Origin of the sequence: Achromobacter sp. ACM01, assembly GCF_014851745.1 — a bacterium.
Lineage (GTDB): Bacteria > Pseudomonadota > Gammaproteobacteria > Burkholderiales > Burkholderiaceae_B > Achromobacter > Achromobacter aegrifaciens.
Genome location: NZ_JACVAF010000004.1, coordinates 73,164 through 86,337 on the forward strand (window position 1 = coordinate 73,164; position 13,174 = coordinate 86,337).

The 13,174-nt window shown below is 65.6% G+C and carries 11 protein-coding genes; 5 read left to right on the forward strand and 6 right to left on the reverse strand.

Annotated elements, in window-relative coordinates:
* The 3 genes from IB268_RS20770 to acnA are packed head-to-tail and all read right to left on the reverse strand — an operon-like array spanning nucleotide 1 to nucleotide 4,853.
* The gene (locus IB268_RS20770) at nucleotides 1-729 is read right to left on the reverse strand and encodes an isochorismatase family protein (RefSeq protein ID WP_054457667.1); all 729 of its coding nucleotides are present in this window, start codon (nucleotides 727-729) and stop codon (nucleotides 1-3) included.
* Between the two features lie 33 nt (nucleotides 730-762).
* Nucleotides 763-2,124 carry a dihydroorotase family protein gene (locus IB268_RS20775; protein WP_125470497.1) on the reverse strand — a complete coding sequence of 454 codons (1,362 nt, stop codon included), beginning with the start codon at nucleotides 2,122-2,124 and terminating at the stop codon, nucleotides 763-765.
* A 29-nt stretch (nucleotides 2,125-2,153) separates the two neighbouring features.
* Complete coding sequence (gene acnA, locus IB268_RS20780; RefSeq protein ID WP_225591443.1) at nucleotides 2,154-4,853, reverse strand: aconitate hydratase AcnA; 2,700 nt, start codon at nucleotides 4,851-4,853, stop codon at nucleotides 2,154-2,156.
* A gap of 298 nt (nucleotides 4,854-5,151) precedes the next feature.
* Here acnA and IB268_RS20785 point away from each other — a divergent pair, with 298 nt between their 5' ends.
* Genes IB268_RS20785 through IB268_RS20805 form a run of 5 tightly spaced genes read left to right on the forward strand, consistent with a single transcriptional unit; the run spans nucleotide 5,152 to nucleotide 9,381 of the window.
* On the forward strand, nucleotides 5,152-5,874 hold the full coding sequence (locus IB268_RS20785) for a GntR family transcriptional regulator (RefSeq protein ID WP_054457670.1): 723 nt from the start codon (nucleotides 5,152-5,154) through the stop codon (nucleotides 5,872-5,874).
* 21 nt (nucleotides 5,875-5,895) lie between these two features.
* On the forward strand, nucleotides 5,896-6,792 hold the full coding sequence (locus IB268_RS20790; protein WP_054457671.1) for an oxaloacetate decarboxylase: 897 nt from the start codon (nucleotides 5,896-5,898) through the stop codon (nucleotides 6,790-6,792).
* 10 nt (nucleotides 6,793-6,802) lie between these two features.
* A complete protein-coding gene (locus tag IB268_RS20795; RefSeq protein ID WP_054457672.1) occupies nucleotides 6,803-7,522 on the forward strand; it encodes an SDR family NAD(P)-dependent oxidoreductase in 720 nt (239 codons plus the stop codon).
* Complete coding sequence (locus IB268_RS20800) at nucleotides 7,519-8,292, forward strand: SDR family NAD(P)-dependent oxidoreductase (RefSeq protein WP_192354749.1); 774 nt, start codon at nucleotides 7,519-7,521, stop codon at nucleotides 8,290-8,292. Before IB268_RS20795 ends, IB268_RS20800 begins: the two co-directional genes overlap by 4 nt.
* A 60-nt stretch (nucleotides 8,293-8,352) precedes the next feature.
* Nucleotides 8,353-9,381: a tripartite tricarboxylate transporter substrate binding protein gene (locus IB268_RS20805; protein WP_054457673.1), complete on the forward strand. Its 1,029-nt coding sequence runs from the start codon at nucleotides 8,353-8,355 to the stop codon at nucleotides 9,379-9,381.
* 51 nt (nucleotides 9,382-9,432) lie between these two features.
* Here IB268_RS20805 and IB268_RS20810 read toward each other — a convergent pair whose 3' ends face one another.
* The 3 genes from IB268_RS20810 to IB268_RS20820 all read right to left on the reverse strand — a co-directional run bounded on the left by IB268_RS20810 (nucleotide 9,433) and on the right by IB268_RS20820 (nucleotide 12,992).
* Complete coding sequence (locus IB268_RS20810) at nucleotides 9,433-11,688, reverse strand: TonB-dependent siderophore receptor (protein ID WP_192354750.1); 2,256 nt, start codon at nucleotides 11,686-11,688, stop codon at nucleotides 9,433-9,435.
* A gap of 325 nt (nucleotides 11,689-12,013) precedes the next feature.
* Nucleotides 12,014-12,460 (reverse strand): hypothetical protein, encoded by a 447-nt coding sequence (locus IB268_RS20815; protein WP_119450226.1) that lies wholly within the window; start codon nucleotides 12,458-12,460, stop codon nucleotides 12,014-12,016.
* A 49-nt stretch (nucleotides 12,461-12,509) separates the two neighbouring features.
* Entirely contained in the window at nucleotides 12,510-12,992 is a 483-nt protein-coding gene (locus IB268_RS20820; protein ID WP_054457676.1) for a hypothetical protein, read from the reverse strand.
* Between the last annotated feature and the right edge of the window lie 182 nt (nucleotides 12,993-13,174).

The window sequence follows — 13,174 nt, forward strand, 5'->3', positions numbered from 1 at the left end:
TCAGGCCTGTTCCGCCGCGGCCGGCGCGGGCAGGTTGCGCAGGTAATCCTGCACTTCGCGCGACGGGATCACATCGGCGTACTTGCAGTTCAGGTCGAACAGGCTCATCGCATGGCTGGCCTGGAAGCGGTCGAACGCAGCCTCTTCGGGAATGATGACCTTGAAGTTGTACGAATAGGCGTCCACCGTGGTGGCGCGCAGGCATCCCGAAGACGTGCAACCCACCAGGATCAGCGTGTCCACGTCCAGGAAGTTCAGGTGGCTCATGAAGATGGTGCCGAAGAAGCAGGACGGCTTCTGCTTGGTGATGCGGATGTCCTGCGGCCGCGGGGCCAACGGCTCCACGGTCTGCGTGGCATGGGTGTTGGCCAGCACGGTCTTCTCGCCACCGCGATGGTTCTTGCCCACTTGCACGCCGCTGTCCAGAAGGTCGGCGCGGCGGCCGCTTTCGGTATAGAAGACCGGTATGTTCTTGTCGCGCGCCAGCTCCAGCAGCGGCACGATATGCGCCACCGCGTCCCAGGCCTCCCGGCCGCAATGGGTGCGGTACTGCTTCAGGCCTTCCAGGATGTCCTGGGGCGTATCGCCGCAGAAGTTGTACTGCACGTCGATGATGAACAGGGCCGGACGCTTGCCGAAGCCGCCACGCTTGCCGTAGCCGGCCTGCGCCAGCACCTGCTTGTCGCGTTCAGTCAGAAAGTCGTCCCAGATTCGCTTGGTTTCGCTCATGGTAGTGCCTGCCAGAAGAGGAGTAGGTTCAGTTCAAAGACGCTTGAGATAGCGGCCGCCGGGATTGCTGCGCGCGGCATCGGTAATGCGGCCGTCCAGCGCCACAGTGCGCCCGCGCACCAGGGTGCGCACGGGCCAACCCTTCAGGGTCATGCCCTCGTAAGGGGAGTAGTCGGAATTGGATTCGAGCGTGGAGGGATCGACGGTGCGCTCCAGATCCGGATCCACCAGCACCAGATCGGCATCCTTGCCGATCTCGATGCTGCCCTTGGCAGGCATGCGGTAGATGCGGGCAGAGTTCTCCGCGCTGACTTTCATCAACGTTTCCAGCGGCACGCCGCGGCGGTGATAGCCTTCGTGCAGCAGGATCGGCAACATCAAGCCGGTGCCGGGAAAGCCGTTGCTGGCTGCCCAGATGTCGGTGTCCTTGGTGGCACGCTTGCGCGGCACGTGGTCGGTGCCGATGGTGGTAATGGAACCATCCAGCACGCCCTCCCACATGGCGTCCACGTCGGCCTGGCCGCGCACCGGCGGATTGACCTTGGCATAAGTCCCGGCGGGCGATTCGTCGTTCAGGAACAGGTAGTGCGGGCAGGTCTCGACATAGATCGGCGGCGCGTCCGGCGTGCGCCGGTGGCGCCGCGCCTCGTCCAGCGCCTCGCGGCTGCTCAGGTGCACGATGTTGACCGCGGCGCCGGTCTTGGATGCGAAGTAGCAGACGCGGTGCACGTTCTCCGCTTCCAGGAAGTCCGGGCTCTGTTCATTCCAGGCCTTAAGGTCGTCGCGGCCAGCGGCGCGCAGCGGATCCCGCAGGACGGGAATCACTTCCACGTTTTCACAATGCACGCCCATGATCGCGCCCGGGATCGCGGCGGTAGCGCGCAACGCCGAATACAGCAGGCCGTCGTCGATATCGGTAAAGCCCTTGGACAGCCCTGCTGCGCCCTTGTACATCATGTAGAGCTTGTAGGAATTCACGTTGAAGCGGCGCGAAATTTCCTCCAGCGTCTCCACGTGCAGATTGCTGGTGATGCCGAAATGGAAGCCGAAATCGACGCAGCTCTGCGACAGCGCGCGGTCGCGCACCTTGTCGAAGGATTCGCGGATATCCGCCGAGCGATGAAACGACAGCACGGAGGTCGTGCCGCCGAGGGCAGCGAAGCGCGACTCGGTTTCGAAGTCGGTCTCGGGCGAGCCGAATCCGAAATGCACGTGCGGATCGATCAAACCCGGCAATACCCAAAGCCCTTGGCAATCTATGGTCTCGCGGGCCTCGAACTGCGCGCCTGGCTCGGCGATGATGGCAATGCGACCGTCGATGACGCCGAGTACGCCTTCGGTCAGCCCCTGCTGGGGCAAGTACAGTCTGGCATTGGTAAGCAGCAGATCCAGCATGATGTGGTTTTCCCGATAGATGCGTGTTTTCAGCGAGGGGCCGCGTCAGCGGCCTGCGTGTCGTTCAAAAAGCCGTTGAGGACGCTGGCAGGAATGCCGCCCTCTGCCATGAGTTTGCGTTCGGCGCGAGTGAGCACCTGGGCGTAGGCCTGGAAGACGATGCGGCGCTCGCCGTCTTCGGCGACGACGGTGATGGGCTCGCCCTTGCGCACACCGTCAGCCACGTTGTCGAAACGCAGGGTTTCCGCCCCGGTCAGGCCCAACTGGCGCCAGCCCTCGCCCGGGGCGAAAGCCAGCGGCAACACGCCCATGCCCACCAGATTCGCCCGGTGGATGCGTTCAAACGATTCCGCGATCACGGCGCGCACGCCCAGCAGCGCCGAACCCTTGGCGGCCCAGTCGCGGCTGCTGCCCATGCCGTAGTCCTTGCCGCCCAGGACCACGCTGGCCACACCCTCGGCGCGGTAGGCTTCGGCCGCGTCGACCACCGCCATGCGCTGCCCGCTGGGAAAATGGCGGGTCACCCCGCCCTCCACATCCGGCACCAGCGCATTCTTGATGCGGATGTTGGCAAAGGTGGCGCGGGTCATCACATGGTGATTGCAGCGGCGCGCCACATAGGTATTGAAGTCGCGCGGCGCCACGCCCTTGCCGATCAGGTACGCGCCAGCCGGCGTATCCGCCGGGATCTCGCCGCTGGGCGAGATGTGGTCGGTCGTCAGCGAATCGCCGAACGCCGCCAGCACGCGGCCGTGCTTCAGGCTGGCTTCCAGGTCTGCCAGGGCATCGCGGCCGGGCTCGGTCTTGAAGAATGGCGGCTCGACCAGGTATTGCGATTCCGGGTCCCAGGGAAAGCGCAGCCCCGAGGGCGCCGGCAGGTCGCGCCAGATCGCGCTGTCCAGGCTCGCCGGGTCATAGACCTCGGCGAACAAGGCAGGATCCGCGGCCAGCGGCAACAGGGCCGCTATCTCTTCCTGGCTGGGCCAGACGTCGCGCAGATAGATCGGCGCGCCATCGGAGCCCGGCCCCAGCGGTTCGCGTTCGAAGTCCAGGTCTATCCTGCCGGCCAGCGCATACAGCACCACCATGGCCGGAGAGCCGATGTAGTTGGCGCGCAGCAGCTTGTGAATGCGGCCTTCGAAATTACGGTTGCCGGACAGCACCGCCGCGGCCACCAGGCCGCCCTCGGCGATGGCGTCTGCCGCCGCGGCGTCCAGGGGGCCGGACTTGCCGCCGCAAGTCGTGCAGCCATAGCCGATCACGTGAAATCCCTGCGCCTGCAAGGCCTGCAGGAGGCCGGCGGATTCCAAATAGCGCGTGACGGCGCGCGATCCCGGCGCCAGCGAACGCTTGACCCAGGCGGGCGGCGTCAGCCCCAACGCCAGCGCCTTTTTCGCGACCAGGCCCGCGGCCAGCATCACGCCAGGATTGGACGTATTGGTGCAAGAGGTGATGGCCGCCAGCGCCACGGAGCCATGGCCCAAGGAAGCGCGGCTGGGCGGATGCGCGGCCAGCGCGGCGGCGTCCACGCCGAACCCGCCTTCCGTCAGGGACTGACCCAGGCGGCGGCGGAAATCCGCCCCGACCTCGCCCACGTCCATGCGGTCTTGCGGCCGTCGCGGACCCGCCACGCTGGGACGCGCCGCCGACAGGTCGATCTCTATCACCCGGCTATATGCGGGCGCCGCGTCGCCAGCATCGCGCCACAGGCTGTTGGCGCGGGCATAGGCTTCGATCAGCGCCAGTTGCTCGTCGCTGCGCCCCGTCATGCGGGCATAGTCCAGCGTGCGGGTGTCTATCGGGAAAAAGCCGCAAGTGGCGCCGTACTCGGGCGCCATGTTGGCGATGGTGGCGCGTTCCGGCACACCTAGCGCCTGCACCGCAGGGCCGAAGAATTCGACCATGCAGCCCACCACGCCCGCCGCGCGCAATTGCTGCGTGATCAGCAGGGCGGCGTCGGTGGTGAGCGCGGGCGCCTCGATGGCGCCGCGCAGCCGCACCCCCACGACCTCCGGGATCGGGAACGTGTAGGCATGGCCCAGCAGGGCCGCCTCGGCGTCGATGCCGCCCACGCCCCAGCCCAGCACGCCCAGGGCGTTGACCATCGGCGTGTGCGAGTCGCCGCCGATGACGAAATCGGGATAGGCCCAGTCGCCGTCCGGCCGTGACTGGCGTATGACCACCGGCGCCAGGTACTCCAGGTTGACCTGATGGATGATGCCGATGCCCGGCGTGATGACCTGCAGACCCTTATAAGCCTGCTGCGCCCATTTCAGGAACCGGTAGCGTTCGTCGTTGCGCTCGAACTCGCGGCGCAGGTTGCGCTGCACCGCGCCTTCGTCGCCCCAATGGTCGACCTGCAGGGAATGGTCCACGATCAGGTCCACCGGAATCCGGGTGTCCACCCGCGCCGCGTCCCCGCCCGCCTGGGCCACCGCGTCGCGCAGCGCCGCCAGGTCCTGCAAAACCGGCAGGCCGCTGGAGTCCGGAAGGATCACCCGCGCGACATGCAGCGGCAAGTCGGCGCCGGCATGCGCGCGCCAATCCCAGAGCCTGCCGATCTCATCCTCGGACACGGCGGCGCCCCATGCGCGATGGCGCAGCAGGTTCTCAAGCAGCACGCGGATGACATAGGGATATGCGTGGATGTCGCGCCCCGCGGCTCGGGCGGCGGCGGACAGGTGCGCGTAGCGCAGCGTCCTGCCGCAACAGGGGAAAGACTGGATCATGGCAGCGGTAATCGGGAAAATCTCAACTGAGTCCATCTTACGGCTTACGAAATAATAGTGTCAACACTATAGGCCATCACTGAATCGACAATGGGTGCGTCAAATACAGTTTGGCATAGCCTCATCGAAAGTGTAGATACAAGAACCACCCCCATAGAGCTAGGGATAACCCCGAAAAGTCTCTGTAAAATAGGCGAAACATCAATGGCGACGCCTGCAATCCGGTATCGCCACCACGATCCTGTCAACTCCAAAAGAGTTGACACTTTTTAAATTCCTTTGATAGGCTGTCAACACTATGAACACCGCCACGACCTCCATCGCCATCAAGGAAGACGCCTCCGGCCCGCTGGCCGACGTGGTGTTCGACCAGGTGCTGGACGCGATCTACCAAGGCCGGTTGGCCCCGGGCAGCGTTATCAATGAAGTCGCGCTGGCGCAGGAATTCGGCGTCAGCCGCGGTCCGGTGCGTGAGGCCGTGCGCCGCCTGCAAGGGATCCAGCTGATCACGCGCGAGCCCTACATCAAGGCGCGCGTGGTGACGTTGTCGGCGGAATCCGCGCTGGAACTGTTCCAGATGCGCATGGCACTGGAAGGCGTGGCCTGCAATCTGGCCACTCGCCGCATGAGCGACGAGGAAATCACGCAACTGCTGGCCGAGCTTGAACAGGACCGCCAGCGGCGCCTGGAAGCGGCCAATGGCGGCGCCCCCGCGCCGCGGGTCTTCGACTTCCATGAGCGCATCGTGCGGGCCAGCGGCAACAACCGCATCATCAACGCCCTTTGCGGCGACCTCTATCACCTGCTGCGCGTCTACCGCCGGCACTCCGGCACCGTGCTGGAGCGCAAGGACGACGCCTACGCCGAACACTGGCAGATCCTGCGCGCGATCCGCGCGCGCGACGCCGAGCTGGCGGAATCGCTCATGCGCTCGCACATCGAACGCGCGGCGCAACACCTTTTTGAACATCTGGCGGAAGGGGCGTCCGGCATCGCCGGGCACCCCGTCTCCGCTGCCTGACACTCTCTGGAGCAGTACGACATGAACAACCCGCGCCACCAGTTCCGGCAATTGCTGAAGAACGAACCTTTCATCGTCTCCCCTGGCGTGTACGATGGATACAGCATCCGCCTGGTCGAGGCCGCGGGCTTCAAGACCGCCTGCACCAGCGGTGCGGCAGTGTCGAACGCCCTGCTGGGCATCGCGGACATCGGCGTGATGGGCCTGTCGGAAAACGTCACCCACTGCCGCCATCTGGCGCGCTCCGTCTCCATTCCCCTCACGGCTGACGCCGACACCGGCTACGGCAACCCGGTGAACGTCTACCACACGGTACAGATGTTCGAGGAAGCCGGCGTCGCCGGCATCAACCTCGAAGACCAGGTCAGCCCCAAGCGCTGCGGCCACATGCCCGGCAAGGACGTGGTGAGCGAAGCGGAAATGGTCAAGAAGATCGAAGCCGCCTGCCTGGCGCGACGCGACGATGACTTCGTCATCATCGCCCGCACCGACTCCCTCGCGATCGAAGGCATCGAAGGCGCGGTCAAGCGCGCCCGCGCCTACGCCAAGGCGGGCGCCGACATGCTGTTCCCCGACGCCGTGCGCACCGAGGACGACATCAAGCGCCTGGTGGACGCCGCCGGCATTCCGGTCAGCATCAACATGGGATTCGGCATCCGCAACCGTCCCACCACGCCGCTGATTCCGCTGCCGCGCCTGAAGGAAATCGGCGTCAAGCGCATCAGCCTGCCGCGCATGCTGCCTGCCGCTGCGATTTACGGCATGCGCCAGGCGTTGCAAGTCATGCAGGGCGTGATCGCCAGCGGCGAGCCCGCCGACCGTCCCGACCTGCTGGTGGGCATCGAAGACATCATGCAATTGATGGGCTACGAGCAGATGCGCGCCATGGAAAAGCGCCTGACGACGCTGGCCGACTGAGCGCTTCGCCATGACTGAGCGGAATGCGCAGGCGCATTGCGTCCTGACGGGCGCGTCGTCGGGCATCGGCCTGGCGCTGGCCGAGCTGCTGCTGGCGTCCGGCTGGCAGGTGACCGGCGTGGACATCGCGCCGGCGGCCATCAAAGGCCATGGACAGTATCGCCATCTGGTGTGCGACCTGACCGACGCCGCCGCCTTGCGCGGTCTATGCGCGCTGCTGGACGGCTGCGCCCCGACAGCGCTGGCGCATTGCGCGGGCGCAGTGCGCACCGGCGGCGCGCTGGACACGCGCCCGGAAGACGCGGACTGGCTTTGGCAATTGCACGGCGCCGCGCCGATGGCACTGGTCCGTGCGCTGGCGCCGCAACTGCCTGACGGCCGCGGCCGCATCGTGCTGGTGTCCAGCCGCGCCGTGCTGGGCCGCGCGCAACGCCTGGCCTATGCGGCGACCAAATCCGCCCAGATTGGCCTGGCGCGCAGTCTGGCCGCCGAACTCATCGCGCGCGGCATCACCGTCAACGTCGTCGCGCCCGGCGCGGTCGACACGCCCATGCTGCGCGATCCCAAGCGCGGCGCTCCGCCGCAGGTTGAACTGCCGCTGGGCCGCCTGATCGACGCGGGCGAAGTCGCCGCGGCCATTGCCTTCTTCCTGGGCGCGCAGGCAGGCGCCATCACCGGACAGACGCTCTACGTCTGCGGCGGCGCCTCGCTGGGAGCGATGCCGCTATGACACAGACGAACGCACCCGCGCTGCATGGCAAGGTCGTGATCCTGACCGGCGCAGCCGGCGGATTGGGCCAGGCGATCGCGGCGCAATGCCTGCTTGCCGGCGCCCGCGTGGCCTTGCTGGACCGCGATGCGGAACTGCTCGCGCAAACCCGCCAGGCCCTCGCTGGACCTGATACCCAGATGCTGGCGATCGCCTGCGACGTGAGCGACGCGCAAAGTACGCGCGAAGCCGTGGAAAGAACGGCTGCGCACTGGGGTGCGATCCACGTCCTGGTGAACAACGCGGCCACCGTCACGGCGGGCAACAAGATCGCGGACCTTACGCTGGAGCAATGGCGTCAGGCGCTGGACGTGAACCTGACGGGCGCGTGGCTGATGAGCAGATGCGCCATCCCCCACATGGCGCGGGCCGGCAGCGGCGTGGTGTTGAACATCGCCTCGCAGCTGGGCAGCGTGGCCGCGCCGGGCCGTGGTGCGTATGGCGCCAGCAAGGCCGGTTTGATCGCGCTGGCGCGCGCCATTGCCGTGGACCACGCGGCCGACGGCATCCGCGCCTTGAGCCTGTCGCCGGGCGCTGTCCTGACCAGCAGGCTGGTCGCGCGCTATGGCAGCGCGCAGGCCGCCGGCGCCGCGTTGGCGGCCAAATATCCAGCCGGACGCCTCGGCACAGCCGAGGAGATCGCACAGACAGCAGTTTTCCTGATCAGCGACGCCGCCTCATTCATCACGGGTACGGACATACGCGCGGACGGCGGCTACACCGCGCTATAGCTCCAGCCGCCACCATCGACTTCACACAAGACTTACATCACACAGCAAGGGGCTAGAACCATGAAGCACACCAACACTTCCGCAACGCACGGACGCCCGGCGCGCCCTGCTCTCCGCCGCAGCATGCTGGCGCTGCTTGCCGGAGCCATTGGCCTGGCTGCCGCCCCAGTCTTCGCGCAGGGTACGGACAACTTCCCCAACCGCGCGGTCACCATCGTCGTACCCTTCCCGGCCGGCGGCGCCACTGACATCACCGCGCGCCTGGTGGCCGAAGGCCTGTCCAAGAAATGGGGACAACCGGTGGTCGTGGAAAACAAGCCCGGCGCAGGCGGCAACGTCGGCTCGGAATATGTAGCGCGCGCGGCGCCCGACGGCTACACCCTGGTGCTGGGCGTGACGGGTTCGCACGGCATCAATACCTCGCTCTACAAGAACATGCGCTATGACCCGGTCAAGGACTTCGAGGCCATCACGCAGGCCACGCTGTATCCCAATGCCATCATCGTCAACAACGACGTGCCGGCCAACAACCTGCAGGAACTCATCGCCCTGCTGAAGAAGCCCGACGCGCACTACTCGTACGGATCGGACGGCAACGGCACGGCATCGCACCTGGGCATGGAGCTGATCAAGAACCAGGGCAAGTTCGAGATTGCCCACATTCCCTACCGCGGCAGCGCGCCGATGGTGACCGACCTGCTGGGCGGCCAGATCCAGGTGGGCGTCACCGGCCTGCCCGCCGTGCAAGCCTATGCCAAGAGCGGCAAGCTGAAGATCGTGGCGCTGACCACGGCGGGGCGCTTCGCCAGCGCGCCCGACTACCCCACGGTGGCCGAACAGGGCTTCCCCGGCTACGCCGCTCCGCCCTGGTCGGGCTTTTTCGCCCCCAAGGGCACGCCCAAGCCGCTGGTGGAGAAGATATCGGCGGACATGCGCGAAGTCATGGCCGATCCCAAGACCAAGGAAAAGCTCGCCGCCTCCGGCAGCGAATTCACGCCTTCCACGCCCGAGCAGTTCCAGGCTTTCGTGCAGCAGGAAATCGCCAAGTGGGCCGAGGCCGTCAAGATCTCCGGCGCGCGCATCGACTAAGCCGGAATACGCGACGCCAGCGCCGCGGCTGCGGCCCTGGCGTATTGCGCGTCAGTTATAGCGGAACGTGGCGGTCAGCATCGCCGACCGGCCCGGCGCCACATAGCTGAACAGCCCCACGTGCGAAGCCTCGTAGATGGTCTCGTCGGTCAGGTTGTTCAGGTTCAGCTGCAGGCCGAAGTTCTTGTTGAACTGATAAGCCGCCATCGCGTCGTAGCGCCAGTAGGACGGCAACTGATAGACGTTGGCGTCGTCCACGTAACGCTTGCCGGTGTAGGTGGCGCCCGCGCCCACCGTCAGCTCCGGCAGGAACTTGTAGGTCGTCCACAGGCTGGCGCTCTGGCGGGCGATGAATTTCATCTGATTGCCGCTGTAGTCGGTGCCGCCGCTCTGGTAGCTGGTGACCTTGGGGTCCATGTAGCTGTAGCCGCCCCAGACCTGCCACTTGGGCGTGATGGATCCCGCCACGCCCAGCTCGATGCCGCGCACGCGGTTGCTGCCGGACAGCGTCACGTCGCCGGTGATGGGATCGGAGCTGCGGGCATCGGTCTTGCGGGTTTCGAACACCGCTGCCGTCAGCGACAGGCGCTCGTCGAACACGTCCCACTTGGTGCCCAGTTCGATGCTGCGGCTCTTTTCAGGCGCCAGCGCCGCGGTGCCCGCGGTCAGGCGGCCGCCTGCCGCGCCGTCGGCGCCGCCTGACTGGCCTGCCGTTTCGCCGGACGGGTTGGACGAGGTGCCGTAGGACACGTAGATGCTGCCATTGGGCGCGGGCTTGTAGACCAGGCCCAGCTGGTAGTTCCACATATTGTCGGTACGCTCGACGTTGCCGCTGGTCACGCGGTAATTGTCGTAGCGCAGGCCGGCGTTGGCTTCCCATTGCTCGCTGAACTTGACCGTGTCGAACACGTAGGCCGCGCGCGTGATGGTCTTGGCGGCGTCGTAGCGCGGCCCCCAGCTCAGGCTGCCGGTATACGGCTGGCGGGGATCGGGGTTGTACAGATCGTCCTGCAGGGTCTTGTCGAAGCCGCCCGAGGGCACGCCGTCGCGCTTGCTGATCGTCTCGGTGCTGAACTCCAGGCCGGCCACATAGCTGTGACGCAGGCCGCCGGCGGTGAATTCACCGAACATGTCGGTCTGGTTGATGAAGGAGCGGTTGGTCTGGTTCAGGCTGCGCAGGGCCTTGCTCATCTTCACGCCGTCCGCTTCGTTCGAGCAGGGCGCCACGCCATAGGCGGGGTTGGGCCTGCCACCCACACGCGCCGCGCAATTGTCGAAGGACGGTCGGGTCATCACGTATTCGTTGGTGGACTCGCTATAGCGCGTACCGTTGCGCAGCTTCAGCTTGTCGCTGAACTTGTGCTCGACCATCAGGGTGGTCATGTCGGCCTGGTTCTTGCGATAGTCGCGGCCGATCAGGCCGTAGTAGTTGTTGCGGTCCACCTTGGGCGGCGTGACGCGATCCGGGCGCGACTCGTTCTTGAACGGAATGCCCAGGTCGGGCGTGTCGTCGTTCTGCAGATGGTAGTAGCTGAGCGTGACCTGCGTCGGTGTGCCCAGGCCCCAGGAGAATGAGGGCGCCACGCCCCAGCGATCGGTTTCGACATGGTCGCGGCCCGGGATGTCCCCACCCTGCTTCATGAAATTCAGGCGGAATGCCGAGCTCTCGCCCAGCGCCCAGTTGCCGTCGCCGGTCAGGCGCCAGTTGTCGTCGGTGCCCACGCCGACCGTGCCTTCGGCGAAATTCTCCAGCTTGGGGCTCTTGCTGACCAGGTTGATGCTGCCGCCGGTCGAACCGCGGCCGGAATAGGCGGAGCTGGGGCCCTTCAGGATCTCGACCGACTCCAGGTTGAAGGTCTCGTGCGAGAAACGGCCCAGGTCGCGCATGCCGTCAACCATCATGTCGGTGCTGGCCTCGTAGCCGCGCACGAATGGGCGGTCGCCGGTGGGCGTGCCGCCCTCGCCCGCGCCAAAGGTGATGCCCGGGGCGGTGCGCAACACATCCATGAGCGAGGTCGCCGCGCGGTCGCGCATCAGCTGTTCAGTGATCACGGTGACCGAACGCGGCGTGTCCAGCAGAGGCGCCGTCATCTTCGGAGAGGACGCGATGTTGGCTTCGTAGCCATCGCTGACCGCCTGCCCCTGCACGTGCACCGGCGACAGTTCGTGTACGGCGCCTGGCGCCACGCTGCCCTGCGCCAGGGCCAGGCCCGGCGACATCAGCGCCCCGCACATCGCTGCATAAATGGAGGCCGAAGTATTCCCACCGGCCTTGGCATGGGCCGTCGATGTATCTGCTTTGTTCATTGGACTCTGTCAGAAGCCGCCCCGCGGCGGCTGCGCTATCAGCGCGATCTTGGTTTTTTAAGAGCGCCAATGATATTCATTCTTATTTTTACGTTCAACAAATAGTCAGGATTTATTCAGACAAATGTCAATTTTGTGAAATTTGACCGGTTCACAAGGCCAGAATGCAGCGCAATAACAACAATTCATGCGTATCGATCTGCTCACAGCAGGTGCATATCGGCGCCTATCCTCAGGCTTCAGACATGAAAAAGCCCCTTGCTCCAGATGTCCAGTCATCTGGAGAAAGGGGCTGGGCAAGCTGCCGGTCAGCTACCGTCCAACCTTACAGCGAGTACCGGTAGTCGCAGTTGAGGGTAGCTTTCAGCGGAGTATCGGCCTGCACCCCCGACACGCTGCGGGGCCGTGGAGCCGTCAGCTTGGCCTGGAATTTGCCAGCGGCGTCGCCATTGCTTTCCCGCTTGACCGCCATGCTGGACGGTATCGCGTACAGCGTGAGCGGCTGCCCTTGGGCCGCCACCACCAGCGTGAACACGGCCTGCGGAAAGTCCGCCACGACATAGTTCTGGTTCGCGTCCGAGTCGAACGCCAGGCTGCCGTCCGCATAGCTCAGCTTCAGCTTCATTTCGTCCGATGAGGATGAGGGGATCGTGCCTTCCAGCGCGACCTTGCCGCTTTCGGATACGCAGCTCAATTCTGCCGGCGCCGATCCCGCGTGAGCGATACCGCTCAACAACAAGCCGGCCGCAAGCCAGACTCCACGCACTGCCATGAGACTCTCCTTCGTTAGACCCGGCCCAGGCCGGGATCGGGCCGCCGTATCAATGCGCGCTTTCGTCTGCCGGCTTCAGCACGCCGGCTTCCCGCAGCGTCTCGGCGGCGCTGTGGCGGATCGCCGACAGGCAACGCGCGACTATGCCGCGCAGCAAGGCCTCCGAGGGCAGCGCGTCGGGTGCAGCCACAAAGCTCTCGATCGCGGCCGAAACGCGGTTCGTGACCACATCGCCGCTGCTCTGCGTGATGTACAGCTTCACCGCCTTGCAACGGTTGTTGACCGTATTGATGATCTCCAGCAGCTCGGCGCGCCCCATGCCCAGATCGGTCGCATCGGCGAAGGACGGATAGACCAGGCGCAGGAATTCGGGATCGTCGGCGCTCAGGCTGAAATACAGGGTGCCCAGTTCGGGATGGCGGAACAGGACATCGCCCTCTTCGTCGATCCGGGCGACCAGACCCAGCTCTTCCTGGATCACATGTTGGTAGAGCTCGGCGAGCGGCGTGGCGCCGGCGGTAACGTTGGACATGTTTCGACTCTCTTCGTATGGATCGCACGGCGGTTGCCGCGCTGAACTTCGCGCCGCGAAGCATAGCGCCCATTGCGCGCTCGTGCTTGTCCGATTTGCGCAGACGATCGCCAGCGAGACATGCGCTAGGATGTAGGAACCCGCCCAGGCCCTGCGAAGGGACCAGGCCAGGATGTCCATCA

Excerpts from the sequence above, each read along its gene's own strand:
- IB268_RS20770 (WP_054457667.1), bottom strand. The coding sequence starts at position 729 with ATGAGCGAAACCAAGCGAATCTGGGACGACTTTCTGACTGAACGCGAC.
- IB268_RS20775 (WP_125470497.1), bottom strand. The coding sequence starts at position 2,124 with ATGCTGGATCTGCTGCTTACCAATGCCAGACTGTACTTGCCCCAGCAG.
- acnA (WP_225591443.1), bottom strand. The coding sequence starts at position 4,853 with ATGATCCAGTCTTTCCCCTGTTGCGGCAGGACGCTGCGCTACGCGCAC.
- IB268_RS20785 (WP_054457670.1), top strand. The coding sequence starts at position 5,152 with ATGAACACCGCCACGACCTCCATCGCCATCAAGGAAGACGCCTCCGGC.
- IB268_RS20790 (WP_054457671.1), top strand. The coding sequence starts at position 5,896 with ATGAACAACCCGCGCCACCAGTTCCGGCAATTGCTGAAGAACGAACCT.
- IB268_RS20795 (WP_054457672.1), top strand. The coding sequence starts at position 6,803 with ATGACTGAGCGGAATGCGCAGGCGCATTGCGTCCTGACGGGCGCGTCG.
- IB268_RS20800 (WP_192354749.1), top strand. The coding sequence starts at position 7,519 with ATGACACAGACGAACGCACCCGCGCTGCATGGCAAGGTCGTGATCCTG.
- IB268_RS20805 (WP_054457673.1), top strand. The coding sequence starts at position 8,353 with ATGAAGCACACCAACACTTCCGCAACGCACGGACGCCCGGCGCGCCCT.
- IB268_RS20810 (WP_192354750.1), bottom strand. The coding sequence starts at position 11,688 with ATGAACAAAGCAGATACATCGACGGCCCATGCCAAGGCCGGTGGGAAT.
- IB268_RS20815 (WP_119450226.1), bottom strand. The coding sequence starts at position 12,460 with ATGGCAGTGCGTGGAGTCTGGCTTGCGGCCGGCTTGTTGTTGAGCGGT.
- IB268_RS20820 (WP_054457676.1), bottom strand. The coding sequence starts at position 12,992 with ATGTCCAACGTTACCGCCGGCGCCACGCCGCTCGCCGAGCTCTACCAA.